This is a genomic window from Thermoactinomyces sp. DSM 45891 (assembly GCF_900119485.1).
GTDB lineage: Bacteria > Bacillota > Bacilli > Thermoactinomycetales > Thermoactinomycetaceae > Baia.
In genome coordinates this window covers 163,602-187,171 of the sequence record NZ_FPJZ01000001.1, presented here as the reverse complement: position 1 = coordinate 187,171, position 23,570 = coordinate 163,602, and the positions used below count along the sequence as shown (strand labels likewise).

The following is a 23,570-nucleotide window of genomic DNA, read 5'->3' as shown; positions in this document are numbered from 1 at the left end:
CCAGTAGGAACTTCTAGTCTCACATTTGCGGAACCAGGTGCTACGATAATATCTAGTGTATTTGATATAAAATTTAGTGTATCTCCAAAACTAAGTGGAACGCTTCCGTTTGTACCTGAGTTACCTTGAACCAAAAATAAGAAATCACCCGTAGTAAAAGCTCCTGTCGGTCCTGTAGCCCCCGTTTCTCCTGATGGTCCTGTAGCCCCAGTGGGTCCAATTGGACCCGCTGGTCCTTGAGATCCTGTGACTCCTATTGGTCCTGGAGGCCCTCCTGATGGCCCAGTAGCTCCCGTTGGTCCTACGGAACCAGTAGGCCCTCTTGTTACATCCGTATTTAAAACATTTTCTAATTTTTCATTTAAAATCCACTCTTTCTTCCCAATTACATTAATTGTGTCTCGTACGCTTTCATTAATCGCAAGTAAGTCAGTAATGGAGGGTTGAAACGTAGCAGACACTCCAGGTAGAGTCCCTAGAACGTATTGAAGCTTTTCGCCTTCCGCATTAATAATATGGCTAAGACCCAACTCTTCCAACGCAATAGATGACAGCAACAGATTGATTGCATCTTCTCTCGTAATTGAAATATTGGGTGAAATGTTAGGTATATTCGCTTGAGACATTTATTTACCCCCCTCCCCTCATTTTGAATAAAAATCTTTGGATAAATATATTCTTATATTTAAAGAATCAGTACTTTGTGGATCTATAAGGAATGGGAGGGAAACAGTCAATTGGTTGAAGGGCTTCCTTTCGTGGATGTGGTCGTGTTTTGAACGGATTATTTATGAATTAGATTGCTTTATGGATGCGATTCGTACGGTAGTTAGATAGCAAATATCCCTTCTTGTCACACAGGACGAGAAGGGATATTTGTGATTTTTTTTTGATCTTCTAGAATGCTTTCATGTGACTTTGTATGTCTGTATCGAATTGGTTTTTCAATAAACTTCCAAGAAAGGGCTGCTATGATGATAATGGCAGAGATCTGAATAATAGCACGAATGATCGAGTGTTCCTCTCCCTCTAGTATGGTAGGGAGGGGAATTGCTAGTACAGGGAAATGCCACAAATAAATCCCGTAGGAGCGAATTCCTAACCACTTTAGCGGAGCCCATTCCCAAATCCGATGAAACCATTTTGCTGAAGGGTAAACAATTGCCATAATGAGAGACGCGGTTGCTAAGCATTGAAGGACCATACCCCCTTTGTAAAGAAAAGGATCCACTTCGTTTGTAAACAAGATCATCCATAATAAAGCGATGAATCCTCCTGTTCCAAGTAGGCTGATGCCTACTCTTATGCTCTGGGAAGTAGCGATCTTCTCTGGAATCTTTTGTATGGGACAGTAAAAAGCGAGTGCTGCACCAATGAGTAAAGCGAATGCACGAGTATCGGTACCATAATAAATTCGGCTTTGATCAAGTAATCCTGGTTGATATAGAAGCGCCATAGCCAGCGCAGAGATAAATGCTCCTAATAGGATTAACATAACAATCCATTTCTGTTTTCTAATAACACCAAGTCCTAATGCTAGTAGAAACGGCCAAATGAGATAAAACTGCTCTTCTACTGCTAGAGACCAAAGGTGTAGTAGAGGAGAGGGGGCAGTGAAATGAGAAAAGTACGATGCGTCACTGACGATGAACCACCAATTCGTAATATATAACAGAGATGCCAGCAGGTCTCCCCATAGGTCTGCTAATCGGGAAGGGTTAGATACTATTATCCCGATCACAACAGCGATTAATAAGAAAAGTAACCCGGGTAGTAATCGTCGGGCGCGTTTTATCCAGAAATCATGTAAGTCAATTTTTCTATTATTTCTCCACTGTGTAATGAGTATATCAGTAATGAGATATCCTGATAGGACGAAAAAGATTCCTACTCCAATAAGTCCCCCCTGTGCAAAATGATTTAGTTTTAAATGATAAATCACAACTGCTAGTACAGCGAATGCTCTTAATCCATCTAATCCAGGGACATATCTATCATTTAACGGAAGGGATTGAGACTCCTTTGTCTTGATGCCATGCATGGTAGATCTGTCCCTTCATTATTTTTTAATTTTTTCGAGTAAAATTGGATAAAATTCTTTTTTGAAATGAATGCCGTCCTCACCATATAGGTCTGGTTTTTCCTTTAACAAAGAGGATAAATCAACATACTGGACATTTTCTTTTTTAGCAAGTTCTTCTAAATTTTTGTTTACGGTAGGGATGTTTTTATATTGTGGGTTTTTTTTCAAGGCCTCAGATGTTCCAGATGGAAGGGATAATATATGAATCTTCATCTGGGGAGCTTTTTCTTTTAGTTGTTTTATTAGTTTTTCATATTCATTCATTTCTTTTTTTACTGGATCTTTAACTGGAAAAGATAAATCGTTCAAGCCTAATAATAAATAGAGGTTCTCAGGCTTTTTATCTAGGATTTCTTTCATGTTTTGTTCAATGACAAATTGAACAGTGGTTCCATCAACTGAAATGACATTCTCTTTTCCGGCAAATTCAGGTAATCCTTTTAGAAGTGAATCCCCAACAAATAAATCAGTATTTTTGCTCGTTGTGGCTACTTTACTTTCTTGTGTTGTGTTATTTTCTGTTGACTTCAGGTTTGTTTTTCCTCCGCAAGCTACAACTGATACAGCTAAGATACCTACGAATAAAGACATCAATATTTTTTTCACTCTGTCCAACTCCTTATTTTTTTCGTGTACAGTAGGACTATAAAACAGAGAGTTGAAGATGAGATAAAGATTAAATCGATTTTATATAAAATTTGGGGTGTGAGATTCTATTTTTACATTCCATGCATAAAGGAAAATTCAGGCGCTCAAACTAGAGACAAATATTTCAAGTTTTAAAGATAGGAGCGTCATGATGAATAGTAAATTTCAAAAGTGGATTGTGGGTAGTGTGGCTGCTTTTCTACTGATGTCGCTTGTTGGTAGCTCCGAAACAACGCCTGCTCAGGCAGCTAATGCAGGTAAAAGTTATAAGGGTTTTTCCAGCAATGACGTTACATTATTAGCTCGAACGGTTCATGGGGAAGCCCGAGGAGAACCTTATGAAGGACAAGTAGCAGTAGCGGCAGTCGTATTAAATCGTTTGGATAGCACACAGTTTCCTAATACGATCTCTGGAGTGATCTTTCAGCCACAAGCTTTTACTTGTGTGGCTGATGGACAGATTTGGCTGGAGCCAAACGAGTCAGCGTATAAAGCAGCTAGAGATGCGATTGGGGGTTGGGACCCAGCGGTTGGATGTAATTATTATTTTAATCCTGTTACCGCTACATCCAAATGGATCTGGTCTCGCCCACAAGTGAAAAAGATCGGCAAACATATATTTTGTCGCTAAGGAGGAAGAAAGTTTATGTCTACGTATGGTAAAATAGCTCGCGTTTTCCTTCCTATTGCACTCGTAGTGCTCCTTGGTACAGGAGCTTGGGCATATAAAGAATACCAAGAGAAAAGTTCGATTCTGATTAAGGCCGAGAACCAGTATCAAAGAGCTTTTCATGAATTAAATAATCATATGGATTCCTTGCAAGGTGAAGTTGGAAAAGTGCTGGCGATTAACTCGCAAAAGCATCTCTCTGATTCCTTGACCAATGTATGGAGACTTACTTATGCGGCTCAAAGTGATGTGGCTCAGCTTCCCCTTAGTTTGATGCCCTTTCACGATACACAAAAGTTTTTAGGAAGAATGGGAATGTTCTCTTATTCTGCTGGAGTGAGGGATTTCAATAAAGAACCCCTTTCGGAAAAGGAGTACCAAACACTAAGTACGCTTTATCAAAACGCAACCGAAATTAAAGGGAAGTTAAATGAAGTGCAATCACAGGTTCTTTCTAAAAATTTACGTTGGATGGATGTAGAATTGGCTATTGCTACGGAGGATAAGAAGCTGGACCATACGATTATTGATGGTTTTAAAGCAGTAAACAATATGGTTGTGCAATTTCCAGAAGTAGATTGGGGTCCGACGGTTAACAACTTAGAAGTTCGTAAGAAAGAGAAGTTTACGACTTTAAAAGGGCGTAATATCTCTGAAGAAGAAGCGAAAGAGAAAGCAGCCAAGCTTCTAGATCGTTCTACAGAAGGGATGAAAGTGACATTTGCTGAAAAGGGGGATTTCCCGGTTTATAGTATTAGCTTTGAAGGGAAAAATGGACCTTGTAATCTGGACTTAACCCGTACCGAGGGACATGTTACTTGGATGTTATATAATCGTCCAGTCAAGGAGTCGAAGTTAAACCGTGAGCAGGCGTTAGAAAAGGCGCAGTCCTTCTTAAAGAAGATGGGGTATGAGGGAATGGTGCCGATTTCGCACATTGAAGATGATCATGTTCTTACTCTTAGCATGGTACATAAGGAAGGGAATATTCTCATCTACCCAGAAGCCTTAGCTCTCAAAATTGCATTGGATAACGGTGAGATTATTGGAATCCAAGCAGACGAGTATGTATTTAATCGCAAAGAGCGTATATTCGAAAAGCCGACTCTGACTCATGCACAGGCTCGTAAGCAAGTAAATCCTCATTTGAAAGTAACGGGTACCAACCAAGCTTATATCTATGGCGAAGATGGAAAAGAAGCACTCTGCTATGAATTCTTAGGCACGTTAAAGGATAATCAGTATCGAATCTTTATCAATGGAGATACAGGCGAAGAAGAGTTTGTTGAGAAAATAGAAAAAGAAGAGCCAGAACAGACATGAGGAGCTCTAATCAAAGCCAGCTAGAAAGCCAGTGTTTTTTACCTGGCTTCTGGTTGTTTTCATTGCAAAGCACGATACTCTGTGCTATTCTAAAATAAAGTAAAAGTATCATTTTTGTAAATTGTGGTCAGAACTTTTTGTCTAGTTTCTGATTCATAAGAAAAGAAGTACATACTGCTTGATCATGAGTGGATGTCGACTCATGGAACTAGGTCAATTGTCGATCTGGATTGCCATTGACGGGCAGGGAGACCTGCTCTTTTTCATGTAGTCCGCTCTGCAAGTTAGGGAGGATTCGTTGTCGTAATGAATAGTCATTTATTAGTTGCTATTGATGGTCCAGCAGGAGCTGGAAAAAGTACAGTAGCCAAACGGGTAGCTAAACGATTGGAAATCCCATATGTAGATACAGGTTCGATGTACCGAACGATAGCTTGGTTGGCTCTAGAGGAACACCTAACTGTTAATCAGGAAGAGGAAATTTCGGAGTTGGCTCTTTCAACCCCTATGACCTTGGTCGAAGGTGGAGTGAAGGTTCGTGATGTAGTTCTAAAAGATGAACTCCGAACCTCAGAAATATCAAACTTCGCTTCTACGATTGCGGCGATGCCTAGAGTCAGAGAAGCTTTAGTTCGAAAGCAACAAGAGATTGCTCAGATGCAAAGTGTGGTAATGGATGGTCGCGATATTGGTACGCATGTCTTACCGCAAGCACGTGTGAAAGTCTTCCTTACCGCATCGATTGAAGAGCGAGCGCGTCGTCGGTTTGAGGAGTTGCAAGGAAAGAATCAATCCCCTGATTATGACAAGTTGCTACAAGAAATGAAGCAACGTGATGAAAATGATCGGAACCGTACTTTTTCTCCACTAAGACAGGCAAAAGATGCGATCTTAATCGATTCCACAGATCAAACGATCGAAGAAATGGTGGAGATGATCTTGGAACTATGTTGCACCAAAATGGGCGGTGCGGAGTAATATGTGGTTGTATAAACTCCTTCGATTCCTCATCACTCTGATTTATCGAGTTTTCTTTCCATATGAAGTAATAGGAGTAGAAAAATTTCCAAAATCAGGTGGGACGGTTGTATCGCCTAATCATATTAGCAACTTAGATCCACCTCTACTCGGAATTAGTTTACCTAGGCAAGTACATTTCATGGCGAAAGAGGAAATGTTTCGGGTTCCGATCATCAAAAAGGCGCTCTACATAGTCGGTACGTTTCCTGTCAAACGGGGAGGTGGAGACTCACAAGCTTTAAAGGCATCCATCCGCATTTTACGAGAAGGAAAAGTACTCGGGATTTTCCCACAAGGAACCCGTGATAACTCAGGTGAAATTCGTAAGGTACATGTGGGGGCGGCTATGTTTGCTCTTCGCACGAATTCTCCACTTGTTCCTGTCGCGATTATTGGACCCTATCGTCTGTTCCGAAAGATTCGGATCGTGTATGGGGAGCCTATTCTACCTGCCGAGTACCTTGTGGATGGTAAGTCGACATCAGATGGTGTAGACCGCTTGAGTGCTCGTTGGAAGAAGGAAGTAGAATTATTACTTCATCAATATCGGTAATAGGATCAAATACAAAGGTTTATGCCTTGTTGCTTGATCTTTCTCTATATAAATAATGAGTTGTTATTCGATTTGAGGAGGAGTAGTCATGACGGAAGAAATGAAAAGCTTGCAGGTTGGGGATGTTATTCAAGGGAAAGTGGTAAAGGTAGAAAACAGTCAAGCTCTTGTTGATATTGGTTGGAAAAGTGAAGCTATTCTTCCTATCTCTGAGCTGGCTGGCGTACATGTAAGTCAAGTCTCCGATGTACTAGCGGATGGTCAAGAATTAGAGGTAAAGATTATTCGCCACAATGAAGAAGAGGATCAATTTATTGTTTCGAAAAAATCCGTTGAAGCAGAAAAATCTTGGGCTCTGCTAGAAGAAAAATTAAAGTCAGGGGCACCTTTACACGCTACCGTACATGAGGTGGTCAACGGTGGCTTAGTCGTAAATGTTGGTGTTCGTGGATTTATCCCGGCATCTTTAGTAGATATAAAATTTATTGAGGATTTTAGTGGTTTTGTTGGTGAAGAAGTGACGTTAAAGGTCATCGAGCTAGACCGTGAGAAAAACAAATGTATCCTTTCTCGCAAAGCGGTTTTGGCAGAGGAATTGGAAAAGACAAAGAAATTAGCTCTCGAGAATATTGAAGCTGGCGATGTATTAGAAGGTACGGTGCAACGTTTGACAGACTTTGGTGCGTTTGTGGATCTCGGTGGCGTGGATGGTTTGGTTCACGTATCGGAGATTGCATGGTATCGTGTAGAGCATCCAGCAGATGCTTTAACAGAAGGGGATCAGGTGAAAGTAAAGGTTCTCAAAATTGATCGTGAGCAAGAGCGGATTAGCTTGAGTATCAAAGAAACGCTTCAAGGTCCTTGGGAGAAAGTAGCTCTCCAATTGAATGCTGGGGATATCATCACAGGCATAGTGAGACGTTTGGTAACATTTGGTGCGTTTGTAGAAGTGGCTCCAGGTGTGGAAGGTTTAGTACACATTTCTCAAATCTCACACGATCACATCGGTACTCCTAGTGAAGTTTTGACAGAAGGGCAAGAAGTGCAAGTGAAAGTATTGGATATTCTTCCAGAACAGAAGCGGATTAGCCTAAGCATGAAGGAAGTCGAGCCAAAACCAGAACCCGTAATATTGGAAAATCAGCAAGTAGAAGAAATGAATGTAACATTAGGGGATGTATTCCCAGATCTAAAAAACTTTAAATAAGATACAGTTACCAGCCCTTCGGAAGAATGGGCTGGTTATTTTTGTTTAGACTAACGATAAGCGGAAAGGACTAGTGATATGAGTAAAGGGGTTTATCGTTATGAATCTAGATCATTTGATGATGGCGGTTATTGTTAGTGGATTAGCTGGTGTTTGTACACGGATTTATCTGTTGCAAACGGATTATAGGCAATACCCTACTTATCCACACGGATATATTATTCATCTGGCGTTAGGGATTATTGCTGCGGGGTTAGGATCCGTTGCGATACCTGCATTAATAAAGAAGGATTTTACAGCGTTTACCTTCTTAGCATTAGCAGCGCAACAGTTTCGGGATGTGCGCAATATGGAGAGAACAATGTTAACGAATATCGACGGAATGGAGTTAGTTCCACGTGGTGTTAGTTATATTGAAGGAATCGCCATGGTGTTTGAAGGGCGTAATTACTTGACGATTGCTTCAGCGCTTATTACTTCTTTTACCGTGATCAACTGGAATGTAACGGTCGGAGTAATTGTAGGGATAGTATGTATCGTCTGTAGTCGTTTTTTTATGTCTGGTAAGATGATGAGTAGCATCGTAGAAATTCGAGAAGCAAAGTTGCGATTAGATGGAGCTAGTTTATACGTAGAGGATATCTATCTGATGAACGTAGGGCTATCTAGCGATAAAAAAGCGATTATGGAAAATGGGATTGGTATGATATTAACACCCAAAGACGCAAGTAGTCGAATTACGCTGTCTAATGTTGGCCAACGACAAGCCATTTTGCATGATGTATCGACTGTGCTTGGTGTGTATCGAGATACTGGGGAGCCAGCCCTCACGCCTCTCGGGAAGCTCGACCTACAAGATGGCCGGCTTGGACTCCTTCTCTTGCCACAAGATCGAAATGTGAAGCGTGCCATTGACATTATTGGAAAAGTTCCTGTTTTAGAGAGTGCGATGAAGAAGCCACTACAAGCAAATGCAACAAGGGGTGGAATGTCATGAGTGATCAAAAAATTTTAGCCATTGTGACCCTCGAAAAAGAGAAAGTAGCTGGCGGATCGCCTATTTTCGTGGTCGATAGCAGAGAAGAGCTGGAGAGACAATCTTTTACTCTAGAGAAGATCCTAGACGCAATGGTGCACGAAGTGGCCCCCACTACCTTCATACTGGTGCGTCACTCTGATTAAGGTTGATAAAACGCTAGTTTCTCGTTAAGATTAGGTATGTTAGTAAGAGATAGCGAACTGAATACATAGTAAGAAATGAGGATATAAGTCATGAGTTTACCCGTAGTAGCGATTGTTGGCCGACCAAATGTGGGCAAATCCACTATTTTTAATCGTCTGGCTGGCGAACGAATCGCGATTGTGGAAGACCGGCCGGGGATTACACGTGACCGAATTTACTGTAAAAGTGAATGGAACGGACGCGAATTCCATCTGATTGATACAGGTGGTCTAGAGTTTGGAGAACAAGATGAAATTTTAGATCATATTAAAAACCAGGCAGAGCTCGCCATCGAAGAAGCAGACGTCATTTTGCTCGTGACGGATGGACGTGATGGTGTAACAGGGAATGATGAAGAGGTTGCACGCCTCTTGCATCGTTCGAAAAAGCCAGTGGTGATTGCTGTAAACAAGCTGGATGATATTAAGCACGAGGATTTGATGTACGAGTTTTACTCACTTGGTTTTGGCGAAGTAATCGGAATCTCATCCCTGCATGGTTCAGGTACAGGGGATATGCTAGATGCTGTGGTGAGTCATTTTAAAGAAGGAACTGATGAAGAATACGATGAAGAAACGATTCGTATTTCTTTAATTGGCCGTCCTAATGTAGGGAAATCTTCACTTGTCAACGCGATTTTAGGAGAAACACGAGTGATTGTGAGTCCTGTTGCGGGAACGACTCGGGATGCCATTGATACTCCGTTTGAGCACGAGGGTCAGGAGTATGTATTGATCGATACAGCGGGGTTACGTAAACGTGGTAAAGTTTATGAATCGATTGAGAAGTTTAGTGTGATCCGAGCGATGCGTGCGATTGAGCGATCCGATGTTTGTTTGATCGTTTTAGATGGTGAACGAGGAATCGCAGAGCAAGATAAAAAGATTGCGGGTTATGCGCACGAAGCAGGTCGTGCTTCCATTTTTGTAGTAAATAAATGGGATGCTGTTGAAAAAGATGATAAGACAATGAATTATTACCGTAAATTAATTCGTGAAGAGTTCCAGTTTATGTCTTATGCTCCGATTCTGTTTGTCTCTGCGAAGTCAAAACAACGTGTTCAGCAAATTCTTCCAGCGGCTCAAGAGGTTGCAGAGCAACATGCTCTTCGTATCTCTACCTCTGTGATTAACCAAGTGATCCACGATGCGATTATGGCTGTACCGCCCCCTTCAGATAAAGGAAAGCGTTTACGTATCCACTATGCGACGCAAGTTTCGGTCAAGCCTCCTACCATTGTGTTGTTTGTAAATGACCCAGAGCTATCTCATTTTAGCTATATTCGTTATCTAGATAATCAAATTCGCCAAGCCTTTGAATTTAAAGGTACTCCAGTCAATATCTATCTGCGCAAGAAAAATTGATTGATCGATACAGGGAGAGGAATAGATATGATTCATTGGGTAGTGCCCATTGTAGTTGCGTATCTGCTAGGATCTATCAGTTTTAGTTATGTGGCCGGAAGGATAACCCGTGGAATCGATATTCGTGAACATGGAAGTGGAAATGCAGGGGCAACCAATACGCTTCGAACCTTAGGGAAAACAGCGGCAATTGTGGTGGCTGCTCTTGATTTGTCTAAGGGGATTGGCTCTGTCTTGATTGCGGAATGGTTAAGTGCAAGTGATCCCATTGTCTTAATGATTTCGGGGCTTGCTGCAGTGGCAGGACATAACTGGCCGATCTATCTAGGTTTCCGTGGTGGGAAGGGGATTGCCACTACGGTGGGTGTCTTTTTAGCGCTCATGTTTCAGGCTACGCTCATAGCAGGTGTGATTGCGATTATTGTCATTTTGATTACACGTTATGTCTCTCTGGGATCACTCATATTTACTGTGACGTTACCCATCGCGATTTATTTTGTGGGCACTTATCCGAGCGTTTATCTTTGGACAAGCTTGTTGTTTACCCTATTCGCATTTTGGCGTCATCGCTCGAATTTGAGCAACCTTTTTAAAGGTGTCGAGAGAAAAATTTAGTATGTAGGGAGTGAACACCAACATGAAGAATGTGGCGGTTCTAGGCGCGGGGAGTTGGGGAACTGCCTTAGCGTCTGTGTTGGCTGAAAACGGAAATAAAACCAGATTATATGCGAGGCGTGTATCAGCTGTTCAGGAGATTAATACCCATCATACAAATGAACGCTATCTTCCAAAAGCCTCTCTAGCGCCCTCTCTGCAAGCTTCTTCGAATCAATCCGAAATAGTTCGGCCGAGTGATGTGGTAGTGTTTGTCGTCCCCTCACAATCGCTAAGAGAGACAGCACGACAAGTTCGTCCATACCTAAAGCCTAATGCGGTGATTGTTCATGCCTCCAAAGGATTGGAAGTTCGTACCTTCAAGCGCATGTCTCAAGTATTAGCAGAAGAGCTACCTGAGCATGCGAATCAGATTGTTGCTTTAACAGGCCCTAGCCATGCAGAGGAAGTCATTCAAAAGCTTCCTACGGCGGTGGTAGTAGCCTCTAAAGACTTACATGCTGCTGAGATTGCACAGTCTTGTTTTATGAACTCCTATTTTCGAGTTTATACGAATACAGATGTGATCGGCTGTGAAATAGGAGGGGCACTTAAAAATGTGATTGCTCTTGCTACAGGCCTGTGTAGTGGCATGGAGTTTGGAGATAATGGGATAGCCGCATTGCTCACACGTGGATTAGCAGAAATGGCGCGACTTGGATTTGCGATGGGCGCACAGCCAAATACATTTGTGGGATTGGCGGGCGTAGGTGACTTAATTGCTACTTGTACAAGTCCGCATAGTCGGAATTGGCGAGCTGGGAATATGATTAGTCAAGGAAAAAAGCTGGATCAAGTGCTATCAGAGATGGGGATGGTAGTGGAAGGCATCAAGACAACAGAAGCTACCTATACGATGGCGAAGCATTATCAAGTTGAAATGCCGATTATCGAACAGTTGTATGAAGTTCTCTTTGCAGACAAATGTCCTAGAGAAGCTTTGACGGATCTGATGAGTCGTGATAAAACACACGAATTACAAGACTATGTACAAGGTTGGTAACAAAATAGGCAAAAACCTTGTGCCACATCGAGGTGCACTAACATATTTTGTAGTAGGTTATGAAACCATACATTCAGAGCATAGAGCATAGAGGGTACAGGGACCAGTGCTTTGCTCATTGCCGAATGTAGCTTGTCAACGTGTAGCCAGTCTTGAAAAAGACTGGCTACACGTGTGGGCATGACCAAAAAAAGGGTATTGCCTAGTGGCAACCCCTTTATCTTCTTCGTTTTGGCTGATGATGCATATCAGAAGTCTGGGCGGTGACACCTCGTGAGAGGAAACTAGACATCAGTTTCTGCACAAAAGGTGATTGCATGAACGACATAATTTGATTGAGATCCATCCGTTTTAACAATTTACCAATTAATGGATTTGGAGTAGTGTTCATGTTTTTCGGAAGGTTAATAACTGGAATTTCATCATCTAGTAGTATATCTCCAGGATCGGATGTTTGTTCGGAGAGAGGAAAGAGATTTTTTTGATTTTGAACGGAACCTTTTTTCTTACCCACATATTGTTGGGCTAGATTGAAAAACTGGTAGGTATTATCCATAATAGAGGCTACTTTTGTTAACGATGTACTTAAATCTTGCACAGTTGAACGGCAAGTGAGGAATCCAGATAACATCTGTGCTAAACTAATCGATGACAAGGGCGATTTGGCTGTTTGGACGGGTGGATTTGCAGGAAGTGTTGCTCTTGCTCCCGTAGTCTTTCTTACACGTCTTTTGGGGCGGTTGCTTGAAGCGGGACGCCTTCTTTGTTTCATAGTACCTCCTCCATTCAAGGGCTGTTGTCCATTTATAGTATGCAATGATCCGATAGACGCTCTGGACGCTTATCCTGTAATGTAGCTAGGCACTAGCGGAAATATAGTTGAGCTGATAAAAAAAGAGGTGTATCCTTTATGAAAGAATGGAACTGGATGTATGCAGTTGGGTTGTTTCTCCTTACGAATTTCATCGTAGTATGGTCAGGCTCATTAAAAAGTAAGATATTGAGAACCCTATTAAAGATCGTGGCAGTTATTACGTTCCTCATGGCCTTATTATTTGGTTTGCGTTCGATGAGTTAAGTGAAGAGGTGAACAAAGGTGAAGCTTCGTTTATTATCCACACTTGGTGGAATGATGTTATTACTATCTGGATGTACATACCCTAATGAATTAAATCAGCAGGTTGATGATTTACCTATACATATCGAGAGAGTCCAGTCTGCTGTGGCCTCCTATCAACATGAGAAAAAAGTTTTACCTTATAAATATAAAGAAGAAGAACGGATTTTCACTTCCAAGTATTTAGTAGATTTTCAAGCTATATCAGGGCGGATGGAGATCCCCCCTACTGCATTTGAAAGAGGAGGAAGCTATCTATATGTGTTAACGGATGTAGAGAAGCAGGCGATGGTTCGCGTGTTTGACCTCAGATTAAATGACAAAGTGAAAACATTTGAGGAGCGTGTGGGGCGCTATTATCAACAGAATCATACATATCCGCTTGGAACGAGAGTTTCTCCTTCCCTGTACGAGATAGATTTTAAGAAACTAGGCGGAGAAGTTTCTAAAATCAGAAGCCCTTATCACTCAAATATCGAGTTATCTTATTTAATCAGTGACAAAGGAGTTTTATACCTCGACTACCGTATGGATTACATGCGGTTCATTCAATCAGCGAAAGAAAAGCCAGCAGTCGGAACAGACCTCAGACAATGGATTAATCCGCTTTCTTTGCAAGTACCAGCCTACTCCCCTGTAATAAAATGGGATGGAAAAGAGCCTACTTTACCATAGTAAACAAACCAAACAAGTTACCAAAAGCTTGTTTGGTTTGTTTTTTGTGACATATAGGAACTTATCCGTACATAAAATGACCGCAAGAAGAGAGAGTCGAAAGGGTGTGACAGGATGGAAATGATCTTGCTTCACCTCATTGCAATTCCTGGTATTTTCCTCTTGGGACGCCTTTCTAGCTCTGTGAAAATGACTGGTTTTAATACGAAATCGGTCAAGGTGAAGAAGTCCTCTGAAGACAATTCATAGTTTGTTTCTCTTTCTTCGTAGGAATATATAGATTCTACACTCATATATTAGTAGTGTCCTAAGGAGTGGGAAAACCGGAGAAGGGAGGATTTTGCCTTTCGCACCGGCGACAAATCCAGTAATACGGATACCTTGAAGGAGGTTCATGCATGGAGAAAGTAGATATCTTAAAAGACATTGCAGAGCGCACAGGCGGTGACATCTATCTTGGTGTGGTTGGTGCGGTGCGCACAGGGAAATCCACCTTTATCAAACGGTTTATGGAACAAGTGGTGATCCCGAGCATTCGTGATGATTCCGAAAGATCGAGAGCAACAGATGAACTCCCGCATAGTGGTGCAGGAAGAATGATCACGACGATTGAACCAAAATTTGTACCGAACCAAGCAATTAATGTAAGTGTAGAGGAAGGTTTAAAAGTAAATGTACGCTTAGTAGATTGTGTAGGATATGTTGTCGAAGGTGCCAAAGGATACCAAGATGAAAATGGTCCTAGAATGATTAATACCCCTTGGTTTGATGAGCCAGTTCCGTTTCAAGAAGCGGCTGAGGTTGGTACGAGAAAAGTCATTCAAGAGCATTCTACCTTGGGTATTGTTGTAACAACAGATGGGAGTATCGCTGATATTCCCCGGTATTCCTACGAAGATGTAGAAGAGAGAATTGTGAATGAGTTAAAAGAAGTAGGGAAACCATTTATCATGCTATTAAACTCCACTCGTCCTTACAGTGAGTCCGTACAAGCGCTCCGAGCCGAACTAGTTGAGAAGTATGACATCCCTGTGGTAGCACTATCTGTGGCGACGATGGGAGAGGACGATATTTTAGGTGTTTTACGTGAAGTATTGTATGAGTTCCCAGTGCATGAAGTAAACGTAAATCTTCCTAGCTGGGTTATGGTACTAGACGATGAGCACTGGTTGCGTCGTGATTTCGAAAATTCTGTTAGAGAAACTGTCAAAGATATCAAACGGCTTCGCGATGTAGACCGCGTGGTAGGTCACTTTTACAATTTTGAGTTTATCCAGAAAGCAGCACTTTCAGGTATGCAAATGGGGCAAGGAATCGCAGAAATCGATCTCTATGCACCGGATGAGTTGTATGATCATGTTTTAGCAGAAGTAGTGGGTGTCGAAATCCGAGGCAAAGATCATCTGCTTGAGATGATGCAAGAGTTTTCACTAGCGAAGCGAGAGTATGATAAAGTGGCGGAAGCACTCAAGATGGTACGGACAACTGGTTACGGAGTAGCTTCCCCTTCACTAGAGGAAATGAGTCTGGATGAGCCAGAATTAATTAAACAAGGTCCTCGTTTCGGAGTTAGACTAAAAGCGACTGCTCCTTCGATTCACATGATTCGGGTAAATGTACACTCTGAGTTTGCACCGATCATTGGTAGTGAGAGACAGTCTGAAGAGTTGGTAAACTACCTGATGAGAGATTTTGAGACCGACCCACTACGTATTTGGGAGTCGGATATCTTTGGACGTTCGCTCAATTCCATTGTTCGAGAAGGAATTCAAGCAAAGTTGTCCATGATGCCAGAAAATGCCCGTTATAAATTGCAAGAAACGTTAGAGCGTATCATCAACGAAGGCTCTGGCGGACTTATTGCCATTATTCTGTAAAGCAAAAGGTCTAGATGTAACCGTCTAGGCCTTTTTTGTGTCTTTTTGAGCAATCCTAGGGGAATCAAGGACATTTCTCTTGCAAAGGGGATCAGCACTGTATTAGTATAGGATTGTCCCAACCGGTTCTAGATTTTATCTGGAATTTGCTTGGATCTAATCAGGAGGTGCTTTATGAATAAAACCGACTTGATCAATCAAGTAGCAGATGCTACACAAATGACAAAAAAAGAGGCTTCAGAAGCAGTTGAAGCAGTATTACGTACAATCTCTGAATCTTTATCCCAAGGCGAGAAAGTACAATTGATTGGATTTGGCAACTTTGAAGTACGCGATCGTCAAGCTCGTAAAGGCCGTAATCCACAAACAGGTGAAGAAATCGACATTCCTGCAACCAAAGTTCCGGCTTTTACAGCGGGTAAGAAACTAAAAGATGTAATCAACCAGTAATACAGATAAGTATATTTCTGAGTGGATTTCAGGAAATTACATATACTGAGCAAAAAGTCCCTTTTTAAGAAAGGGGCTTTTTGCTAACATCTAGTTTTTACCTTACATACTTATATTAGGCTGAAGTATAATGTAATTTGTTTTATAGATTAGATAAATGAGATGGAGGACATCATCTTGAAACAAGTTGATCATGATAAAATTGAACAAGCAGTACGGATGATTTTGGAAGCTGTAGGTGAAGATCCGCAGCGAGAGGGCTTGTTGGATACACCGGCTCGTGTTGCTAGAATGTATGCGGAGGTGTTTCAAGGATTAGATCAAAATCCTAAGGATCATTTCTCTGTTGTATTTGGTGAAGACCATGAAGAGGTTGTCTTAGTAAAAGATATTCCGTTTTTCTCTACCTGTGAGCACCACTTAGTGCCATTCTTTGGACATGCTCATATAGCCTATATCCCACGTGGGGGAAGGGTAACTGGTCTATCTAAATTAGCTCGTGCGGTAGATTCTGTAACTAAGCGCCCTCAGCTTCAGGAGCGGATTACAAGTACGATTGCTGATTCGATGATGGAGACACTCGATCCACATGGTGTATTTGTGGTGCTAGAAGCAGAACACATGTGTATGACGATGAGAGGCGTAAAGAAGCCTGGCTCGAAAACCGTAACCAGCGTAGCTCGTGGTATCTATGCAGAAGATACAGGTAAGCGAGATGAAGTGTTTAAAATGATTCGAATGGGATCATTGACCTAGGTTATTGGGTCTTGACGTGTCTCCAGCCCGATCTTATAATGAAATGGTAAGATTTACTGTTTATTTAGATCGGGCTATGGCGCAGCTTGGTAGCGCGCTTGCATGGGGTGCAAGAGGTCGTCAGTTCAAATCTGGTTAGCCCGACCAACAAACTCTTCCAGAGATGGGAGAGTCTTTTTTATTTTGAAATTCGTATGATTATCCTGTTTTGTGGTACACTTTGGATTGCATAGTGAGAGGAGGCTGATCCTTATGTCAAATCATTCTGGAGAGTATTTTATTATTAAAGCAAAAGAAAATGGCGTAAATGTAATTGGGCTTACAAGAGGAAAAGATACAAGATTCCATCATTCAGAGAAATTAGATCAGGGCGAGATTATGATCGCTCAATTTACTGAACATACATCGGCTATAAAAGTACGAGGGAAGGCAACGATCATCACGCCATTTAGCACAATTGAATCGGATGAATAATCAAGCAAAAAAGGTCAAGCATAGCATGTTTCTGCTCTGAGTGCGTAAACTGGTGAAAAAGCCTACGGAGGATTACATGAAATGAGGACCTTTTTTCGCTATTGGTCATGGGGAATGATTGGAGCTATTTGTTTAGCAATAGGGCTTTCGCTGTGTGTATCGTATTCAGAAGAGCAAGAGGGACCAGTTAAAGAAGTGATGTTGCAGGATGAAAACTCATGGGTTTCGTTTGTTGTCGATCTGAACCGAAAATGGAATGTAGGGCGGGCGGATCAAAAACAAGGAACTCTTTTTATTGAGCTCAAGGAAGTTGCGATCGAATGGGAAGAGTTGGCGCAAGATGTAATTACGGAATCCTTTATCAAATTGAAACAAATCGAGGTGATTCGTCTTCGTTTGATGAATAATGAGCCAGAATCAGCCCGATTGATTCATGTCAGGAGATCGGATTGGCAAGATAGAGTGAAAAAATCGCAGTGGTCAAAAGAAAGTATTCAAGATTTCGACTTGTCAAATGACAAAAAAACAACAGATTGATTGTGCTGATTTTCACGAAAGTATGGTATACTATCAAGGAAATTATCTATTCTCATTTGGCATTTTTAGGGGGCGTGTAGATGACGTCCATATCTACAGATCAAAATAAAATTCTTATGGATTTAGAAAGACTTGTTGTGAATTCGGATTTGTATCTAAATCTGGGTGCACCACCCATCCCAACTCGATTTGTTCGTTTATTGGACCTCGTTTTGACGGCTTGTGAGGTGCCAGAAGAGCGTAAAAAGACTTTTGTCCAAGCGGCAGCATGTTTACATATGGCGCTTACAACGCACGAGCAAATCCCTTTGCAGACGATCGAAAACGAGGGATTACATCGAGTTCGCCAGTTGACAGTACTCGCAGGAGACTTTTATAGCAGTCTTTTTTATCAACAATTAGCCATGGCTGGAGAAATCGATGGAATTGTGTGTCTCTCCCAAGCTACCAGCCGTACAAACGAGCGAAAAATGAAAATGTATTGTGGAGAAGAAACTGTCTCCCTTTCTATACGAAAGATCGAATCGGTGGAAATCTTAACTGCTATCGCCGGTTTTTTTCTTGTCGAACATTATATAGGAAAAGAATGGATGACTGTTTTATTGCCATTATTGCTATTGGACGAGCTAAGAGAGCGTTCTGGATGGCAAGATCGCTTTCACGACGCTGTTTCTCAGGGAGAAAAAATCTGGAGACAGTCCCGTTTTCCGATATGGCTGAGATGCGAACTAGAGCAATGGATCGAACAAGAGTGCAGAAATCTCTAACAGAAGGAGGTAAGGGAGATGGAGAAACGGACTGGGGCTGAGAAAGAAAAATTCGTTCATGGTGTGTTTCAAAGTATCGCCAAAGATTATGATCGGATGAACACACTGCTTAGTTTCCGCCGTCATAAAGCCTGGCGCAAATTTGCGATGATAAAGATGAACGTCCAACCGGGGCAGACGGCGTTAGATATATGCTGTGGAACCTGCGATTGGACTCTAGCATTGGCCGAAGCATCTGGGCATGGAAACATAGTTGGATTAGACTTTAGCTCCAATATGCTAGAGATCGGGCGACAAAAAGTGCAAGAGAGTGGGCATGGCGACCAGATTGAGCTGGTACAGGGAAATGCGATGAGTCTTCCGTTTGAGGATTCTAGTTTTGACTATGTAACGATTGGCTTTGCACTGCGGAATGTTCCTGATTATGTGCAAGTGTTAAAAGAGATGAAACGGGTTGTGAAACCAGGCGGTCTTGTTGTGTCGCTTGAATTATCAAAACCTACTTGGAAGCCATTTCGTAAGTTGTACTACTTTTATTTTCAACGCCTATTACCGCTCTTAGGGAAGCTGTTTGCGAATCGATATGAGCAGTATAGCTGGTTACCCGAGTCGCTCATCGCCTTTCCTGACTATGTAGAGTTAGCTAGCGTGATGAAAAATGAGGTTGGGTTAGAGGTAGAAGTGTATCCTCTCTCAGCCGGAATTACAGCACTACATGTGGGGAGAAAGAGTGCCGAGTAAGGATGGTGTAGGACTACTATGAAATTTTTTCACAAGATAAGACTCATACTAGATATGATTAAGTTTGAACACTCGATTTTTGCATTGCCATTTGCGTATCTTGGCGCGATCTTAGGTAGTTTAGAAGTCTTAGGACATTTTCCTACTTGGGCACAGATCGGATGGATTACGCTTGCGATGGTGGGTGCGAGAAGTGCTGCTATGGCCCTCAATCGCATTATCGATCGAAAAATCGATGCGCGAAATCCGCGGACAGCTACAAGGCACATCCCAGCAGGTCTTATATCAGAGTTGTATGCGTGGGGGTTTGTAGTCGTTTCCTTTATCGGACTGTTCATTGCCGCATCTCAGTTAAATATGCTAGCTGTCAAGCTATTGCCGGTCGCTGTGTTTTTCTTGGTGCTTTATTCATATACGAAGCGCTTTACATGGTTTTGTCATGTTGTGTTGGGAATCGCAACTGCGCTTGGACCTTTGGGTGGTTGGGTGGCTACAACCGGTCAGATTGACCTGAAGTCGCTTATTTTATTTACTACGGTGGCTCTTTGGATCGGCGGTTTTGATGTGATCTATGCCTGCCAAGATGTGGAGTTTGATAAGCGAGAAGGCTTGCATTCGATTCCATCTCGATTTGGAGTTCGAGTAGCGCTCCTCATTTCTAGCTGGATGCACGTGGGAACCGCACTTGGACTGATTGCGCTTGCTTTTTTCACCCAATTAAGTTGGATTTATGTGCTGGGTGTCGTGATTGCCGTCATGATTCTCGTTTATGAGCATTCGATTGTTTCGGCAGATGATTTATCTCGTCTAAACATGGCCTTTTTTACCATGAATGGGGTATTAAGTATAATCGTGTTCGTCTTTAGCCTTGTGGATGTGTTGATGATATGAGACGTTATATTGTGGCGATGAGTGGTGCGAGCGGGGCACCGTACGCCTTATCGGTTATGGGGGAGTTGCTACGTCAAGGTCATGAAGTTCATGTGATCGTAACGGAGGCGGCTTGGCGAGTGTTATTAGAGGAGCATGATTGGGAAGTAGTAAAGAGAGAGCAAAATTTTGTAGAGCGATTTGGTCACCTCTCTGGAAAACTAGTCTATCATCCCATTCGTGATATAGGTGCTTCGATTGCTTCGGGGTCTTTTCAGGTAGATGGAATGGTTGTGGTTCCATGTACAATGGGGACGCTTGCGAAGATTGCTTCAGGTATCTCGTCCAATTTATTGGAACGGGCGGCCGATGTTATGATAAAAGAGCGTTATCCCCTGATCCTCGTACCCCGTGAGACTCCACTTAGCCCGATTCATCTAGAAAATATGCTAAAGTTAAGTAGACTAGGCGTACAAATCGTTCCCCCTATGCCTGGTTTTTATCATCGTCCATCTAATCTAGATGAGATGGTTCGTTTTGTCTCAGGTAAAATTTTAGACCAGCTAAGGGTTGCTCATCAATTATATAAGAGATGGGAGGGTGGCAAGTGAAACCAATCCGAATCGGTGAGATTTCCTACACAAACGTTCTACCTGTGTTTCATTTTTTTGATTCAAGCGGTTTGCCGATCGAGTGGGTGAATCATGTTCCAGCTACTTTGAATCAAGCAATGTCCAAGGGCGAGATCGATTTAGGTGCAATCTCTTCATTTGCCTTTGCGGAACACTCAGATCGCTATTACCTCTTTCCTAATTTATCAGTGAGCGCATATGGTCCAGTGGGTTCTATTTTTTTATTTACAAAAGGGAAATCACTACAAGAGCTAGACCAAGCATCGATTGCTCTGACAAATGCATCCGCTTCTTCGGTCAATTTACTGCGTGTGATTCTAGAGAAATTTGCAGGTGTAAAACCTTCTTATCAAGTGATGGAACCGAACTTGGAGCAGATGATGCAAGTGTCTGATGCGGCTTTACTAATCGGAGATGATGCTATCCGAGCGGCTTGGAGCAAACCACACTATCGTGTATATGATCTCGGTCAACTATGGTTTCAGCAAACGGGTCTTCCTATGATCTTCGCTGTATGGGCTGTTCGAAAAGAGATTGCTCAGAAGCGCTCTGAGTTGTTGGCTGAGATTTATGATCGGTTTATGAGGAGTAAAGAGAGCGGAAATCAAGAACCAATGGCAATTATAAAAGCGGCGCAACGAAAAGTGGGCGGAGAAGTTCCATATTGGAAACAATACTTTGCAGGTCTGTCTCACGATTTAGGAAAACGTGAACTGGAAGGGTTACAGTTGTTTTATCGCTATGCTGCGGAACTCGGAACGCTTCCACCAGAAATCGCTATCCAGATGTTCCAATTGTCCTTTTCTAAGAGCTAGAGAAACTAGGGTGAAGAGATGCTTCTAACAGATATATATCAAAGTTTAAAAAAGGATTTAAAACAAATTGAATATCGATTAGCGGAAACCATTCACACAGATGAGAAGGAGCTTCTCCATTCGTCTCGTCATTTGCTTGATGCAGGTGGCAAACGGATGAGACCGTTATTTGTTTTATTAGCAGGTCATTTTGGAGAGTATCGTTTGTCAGAATTAGAAAAAGTGGCGGTCTCTTTAGAATTAATTCATATGGCTACGTTGGTTCATGATGATGTGATCGATGATGCGGAGACTCGTCGTGGGCGAAAAACAGTGAAGGCAGAGTGGGATAATCAAGTTGCCATGTATACAGGTGATTTTATTTTTGCTCGCGCATTGACGGAGGTAGCAGGTATTTCGGATCCTCGTGTTCACCAGATCTTAGCCAAGGCTTTGGTTTTCCTCGTTCGTGGAGAGATCGATCAAATTCATGATCTGTATCAAGCTGATCAGTCCTTACGGCGTTATTTGCATCGAATTAAGCGAAAAACAGCTTTGTTGATGGCGATTAGTTGTCAACTAGGTGGGGTCGTGAGCGGAGCCCCTGAATCGGCTGTGAGGGCTTTGTATCAATATGGCTATTCTGTAGGCATGGCTTTTCAGATGACAGATGATGTTCTCGATTTAACTGGAGACGAAAAAGTGTTAGGGAAGCCAGCGGGTAGCGACTTACTACAAGGGAATGTAACGTTACCAGTTATCCATACATTGGAAAATGGTACACCCACAGAGCAGCAAATGATTCAAAGGTATCTAGAGTCGCGAGGGACTGAAGGGGATCTGGCCGAAATCTTGAAGATGGTTTGCCAATCGGAGGGCATTCCGTATACGCTAGCGCTTTCTAAGCGATATTTAAATCGGGCATTAGCAGCTTTGGAAAAATTACCGAATACACATGAGCGGGAGTCCTTGCGCTTTATTGGGGAGTTTATTGTAACTCGGTCGTTTTAAATGGAGAGACAAATATAAAGCCCATTTCAGAATGGTAATCTCGAACTTGTACACACTAAAACATAGTTTTAAATTGGAGGTTTTAGTGTGGAGCCGTTTATTCCTCAGTTGGTGTATTTTGAACCGAATGCGTTAAAATATCCTCTAGGGCGAGAACTGTATGAGAAGTTTAAAAAATTAGATGTTGAAATACGCGAAACGACTTCTCATAATCAAATCCGTGACTTGCCGGGGGGAAATGACTCGCAAAAATATCGAATTGCCAAATCTACGCTCGTCGTAGGGATCAGAAAAACGTTAAAGTTTGATACATCGAAACCTTCAGCTGAGTATGCTATTCCATTGGCGACTGGGTGTATGGCTCATTGTCATTATTGCTACTTGCAAACAACCCTTGGACAGAAGCCATATATTCGAACCTATGTAAATCTGGATGAAATTTTTGATCAAGCTCAGAAATATATGGACGAGAGAGAGCCAGAATTGACTCGCTTTGAAGCTTCTTGTACTTCTGATATTGTAGGAATCGATCATCTAACCCATTCCCTATTTAAAGCTATTGAATTTATTGGGAGAACGACGTATGGAAGATTGCGATTTACAACGAAATTCCACCACGTAGATCATTTGCTCCATGCCAAGCATAACGGGAATACTCGTTTTCGATTTAGTATTAACTCAGATTATGTGATCAAAAACTTTGAATTAAAAACTTCTTCCCTTGAGCAAAGAATTGAGGCCGCAGTAAAAGTAGCCAAAGCGGGTTATCCTCTTGGTTTTGTAGTGGCACCACTTTATATGCATGAAGGATGGGAAGAGGAGTATCTAAAGCTTTTTCAAATGCTTTCCGATAAAATACCAAAAGATTTATCCGAACATATTACCTTTGAATTGATACAACACCGATTTACAAAACCCGCAAAACGGGTGATTGAAAAAAACTATCCGAAGACTAAGTTGAAAATGGATGAAGAGGAACGGAAAGTAAAATGGGGAAGATATGGTATTGTAAAATATGTCTACGACACTGACCGAGCAAAGGATTTACAAGAGACAATTGAAGAATATGTCCAGCAGTTTTTTCCAGACTCGGTCATTGAATACTTTACTTAGGATGATGAA

At 42.0% G+C, this 23,570-nt stretch carries 28 protein-coding genes, 1 tRNA gene and 1 pseudogene; 26 read left to right on the top strand and 4 right to left on the bottom strand.

Annotation, left to right across the window (positions count from 1 at the left end; all coding sequences use genetic code 11):
• The 3 genes from BT147_RS15350 to BT147_RS00940 all read right to left on the bottom strand — a co-directional run.
• On the bottom strand, positions 1-626 hold a 626-nt coding region (locus BT147_RS15350; protein WP_177239606.1), incomplete at its 3' end, for an alpha-helical endospore appendage domain-containing protein.
• Positions 627-853: 227 nt separating this feature from the next.
• Positions 854-2,041 carry an acyltransferase family protein gene (locus BT147_RS00945; RefSeq protein ID WP_072329987.1) on the bottom strand — a complete coding sequence of 396 codons (1,188 nt, stop codon included), beginning with the start codon at positions 2,039-2,041 and terminating at the stop codon, positions 854-856.
• An 18-nt stretch (positions 2,042-2,059) separates the two neighbouring features.
• Complete coding sequence (locus tag BT147_RS00940) at positions 2,060-2,689, bottom strand: GDSL-type esterase/lipase family protein (protein ID WP_072329985.1); 630 nt, start codon at positions 2,687-2,689, stop codon at positions 2,060-2,062.
• A gap of 310 nt (positions 2,690-2,999) precedes the next feature.
• On the opposite strand from BT147_RS00940, the pseudogene BT147_RS00935 reads away from it, so the two are divergent.
• The 10 genes and pseudogenes from BT147_RS00935 to BT147_RS00890 all read left to right on the top strand — a co-directional run.
• Positions 3,000-3,362, top strand: a pseudogene (locus BT147_RS00935) (cell wall hydrolase); the annotation flags it as partial.
• 15 nt (positions 3,363-3,377) lie between these two features.
• Positions 3,378-4,724, top strand: coding sequence for a germination protein YpeB (gene ypeB / locus BT147_RS00930; protein ID WP_072329983.1), 1,347 nt, complete (start codon positions 3,378-3,380; stop codon positions 4,722-4,724).
• 306 nt (positions 4,725-5,030) lie between these two features.
• The gene (cmk, locus tag BT147_RS00925) at positions 5,031-5,702 is read left to right on the top strand and encodes a (d)CMP kinase (RefSeq protein ID WP_072329981.1); all 672 of its coding nucleotides are present in this window, start codon (positions 5,031-5,033) and stop codon (positions 5,700-5,702) included.
• A 1-nt stretch (position 5,703) separates the two neighbouring features.
• Positions 5,704-6,297 carry a lysophospholipid acyltransferase family protein gene (locus BT147_RS00920; protein WP_072329979.1) on the top strand — a complete coding sequence of 198 codons (594 nt, stop codon included), beginning with the start codon at positions 5,704-5,706 and terminating at the stop codon, positions 6,295-6,297.
• Positions 6,298-6,385: 88 nt separating this feature from the next.
• Entirely contained in the window at positions 6,386-7,504 is a 1,119-nt protein-coding gene (gene rpsA, locus BT147_RS00915) for a 30S ribosomal protein S1 (protein ID WP_072329977.1), read from the top strand.
• A 100-nt stretch (positions 7,505-7,604) separates the two neighbouring features.
• Positions 7,605-8,501 carry a YIEGIA family protein gene (locus tag BT147_RS00910; protein ID WP_072329975.1) on the top strand — a complete coding sequence of 299 codons (897 nt, stop codon included), beginning with the start codon at positions 7,605-7,607 and terminating at the stop codon, positions 8,499-8,501.
• Positions 8,498-8,686, top strand: a complete 189-nt coding sequence (locus BT147_RS00905) for a capping complex subunit for YIEGIA (RefSeq protein ID WP_072329973.1) — start codon at positions 8,498-8,500, stop codon at positions 8,684-8,686. Before BT147_RS00910 ends, BT147_RS00905 begins: the two co-directional genes overlap by 4 nt.
• Before the next feature lie 90 nt (positions 8,687-8,776).
• Entirely contained in the window at positions 8,777-10,090 is a 1,314-nt protein-coding gene (gene der, locus BT147_RS00900; RefSeq protein ID WP_072329971.1) for a ribosome biogenesis GTPase Der, read from the top strand.
• Between the two features lie 27 nt (positions 10,091-10,117).
• A complete protein-coding gene (plsY, locus tag BT147_RS00895) occupies positions 10,118-10,705 on the top strand; it encodes a glycerol-3-phosphate 1-O-acyltransferase PlsY (RefSeq protein WP_072329969.1) in 588 nt (195 codons plus the stop codon).
• A 22-nt stretch (positions 10,706-10,727) separates the two neighbouring features.
• Positions 10,728-11,747, top strand: a complete 1,020-nt coding sequence (locus tag BT147_RS00890; RefSeq protein WP_072329967.1) for an NAD(P)H-dependent glycerol-3-phosphate dehydrogenase — start codon at positions 10,728-10,730, stop codon at positions 11,745-11,747.
• A 217-nt stretch (positions 11,748-11,964) separates the two neighbouring features.
• On the opposite strand, the gene BT147_RS00885 is transcribed toward BT147_RS00890, so the two are convergent.
• Positions 11,965-12,519 carry a hypothetical protein gene (locus tag BT147_RS00885; RefSeq protein ID WP_072329965.1) on the bottom strand — a complete coding sequence of 185 codons (555 nt, stop codon included), beginning with the start codon at positions 12,517-12,519 and terminating at the stop codon, positions 11,965-11,967.
• A gap of 138 nt (positions 12,520-12,657) precedes the next feature.
• On the opposite strand from BT147_RS00885, the gene BT147_RS15345 reads away from it, so the two are divergent.
• The 16 genes from BT147_RS15345 to splB all read left to right on the top strand — a co-directional run bounded on the left by BT147_RS15345 (position 12,658) and on the right by splB (position 23,561).
• Positions 12,658-12,825: a hypothetical protein gene (locus BT147_RS15345; protein WP_177239619.1), complete on the top strand. Its 168-nt coding sequence runs from the start codon at positions 12,658-12,660 to the stop codon at positions 12,823-12,825.
• Positions 12,826-12,843: 18 nt separating this feature from the next.
• Complete coding sequence (locus BT147_RS00880; RefSeq protein ID WP_072329962.1) at positions 12,844-13,539, top strand: YphF family lipoprotein; 696 nt, start codon at positions 12,844-12,846, stop codon at positions 13,537-13,539.
• A 114-nt stretch (positions 13,540-13,653) separates the two neighbouring features.
• Positions 13,654-13,788 carry a hypothetical protein gene (locus tag BT147_RS15790; protein ID WP_286118860.1) on the top strand — a complete coding sequence of 45 codons (135 nt, stop codon included), beginning with the start codon at positions 13,654-13,656 and terminating at the stop codon, positions 13,786-13,788.
• A gap of 149 nt (positions 13,789-13,937) precedes the next feature.
• Positions 13,938-15,416, top strand: a complete 1,479-nt coding sequence (spoIVA, locus tag BT147_RS00875; RefSeq protein ID WP_072329960.1) for a stage IV sporulation protein A — start codon at positions 13,938-13,940, stop codon at positions 15,414-15,416.
• A gap of 174 nt (positions 15,417-15,590) precedes the next feature.
• A complete protein-coding gene (gene hbs, locus BT147_RS00870; protein ID WP_072329958.1) occupies positions 15,591-15,866 on the top strand; it encodes a non-specific DNA-binding protein Hbs in 276 nt (91 codons plus the stop codon).
• 177 nt (positions 15,867-16,043) lie between these two features.
• Entirely contained in the window at positions 16,044-16,622 is a 579-nt protein-coding gene (folE, locus tag BT147_RS00865; RefSeq protein ID WP_072329956.1) for a GTP cyclohydrolase I FolE, read from the top strand.
• Between the two features lie 70 nt (positions 16,623-16,692).
• Positions 16,693-16,769: transfer RNA gene (locus BT147_RS00860), tRNA-Pro, on the top strand.
• Between the two features lie 105 nt (positions 16,770-16,874).
• Positions 16,875-17,096, top strand: coding sequence for a trp RNA-binding attenuation protein MtrB (gene mtrB / locus BT147_RS00855; protein WP_072329954.1), 222 nt, complete (start codon positions 16,875-16,877; stop codon positions 17,094-17,096).
• A gap of 81 nt (positions 17,097-17,177) precedes the next feature.
• Positions 17,178-17,633 carry a hypothetical protein gene (locus BT147_RS00850; RefSeq protein ID WP_072329952.1) on the top strand — a complete coding sequence of 152 codons (456 nt, stop codon included), beginning with the start codon at positions 17,178-17,180 and terminating at the stop codon, positions 17,631-17,633.
• 80 nt (positions 17,634-17,713) lie between these two features.
• The gene (locus BT147_RS00845) at positions 17,714-18,400 is read left to right on the top strand and encodes a heptaprenyl diphosphate synthase component 1 (RefSeq protein ID WP_072329950.1); all 687 of its coding nucleotides are present in this window, start codon (positions 17,714-17,716) and stop codon (positions 18,398-18,400) included.
• 18 nt (positions 18,401-18,418) lie between these two features.
• Complete coding sequence (locus tag BT147_RS00840) at positions 18,419-19,141, top strand: demethylmenaquinone methyltransferase (RefSeq protein ID WP_072329948.1); 723 nt, start codon at positions 18,419-18,421, stop codon at positions 19,139-19,141.
• An 18-nt stretch (positions 19,142-19,159) separates the two neighbouring features.
• Positions 19,160-20,032: a UbiA-like polyprenyltransferase gene (locus tag BT147_RS00835; protein WP_072329946.1), complete on the top strand. Its 873-nt coding sequence runs from the start codon at positions 19,160-19,162 to the stop codon at positions 20,030-20,032.
• Positions 20,029-20,622: a UbiX family flavin prenyltransferase gene (locus BT147_RS00830; protein ID WP_072329944.1), complete on the top strand. Its 594-nt coding sequence runs from the start codon at positions 20,029-20,031 to the stop codon at positions 20,620-20,622. The genes BT147_RS00835 and BT147_RS00830 overlap by 4 nt, the downstream gene beginning before the upstream one ends.
• Positions 20,619-21,458, top strand: coding sequence for a menaquinone biosynthesis protein (locus tag BT147_RS00825; RefSeq protein WP_286118858.1), 840 nt, complete (start codon positions 20,619-20,621; stop codon positions 21,456-21,458). Before BT147_RS00830 ends, BT147_RS00825 begins: the two co-directional genes overlap by 4 nt.
• A gap of 18 nt (positions 21,459-21,476) precedes the next feature.
• Positions 21,477-22,448: a polyprenyl synthetase family protein gene (locus BT147_RS00820; protein WP_072329940.1), complete on the top strand. Its 972-nt coding sequence runs from the start codon at positions 21,477-21,479 to the stop codon at positions 22,446-22,448.
• A gap of 87 nt (positions 22,449-22,535) precedes the next feature.
• On the top strand, positions 22,536-23,561 hold the full coding sequence (splB, locus tag BT147_RS00815) for a spore photoproduct lyase (RefSeq protein ID WP_072329938.1): 1,026 nt from the start codon (positions 22,536-22,538) through the stop codon (positions 23,559-23,561).
• Positions 23,562-23,570: the final 9 nt, after the last annotated feature.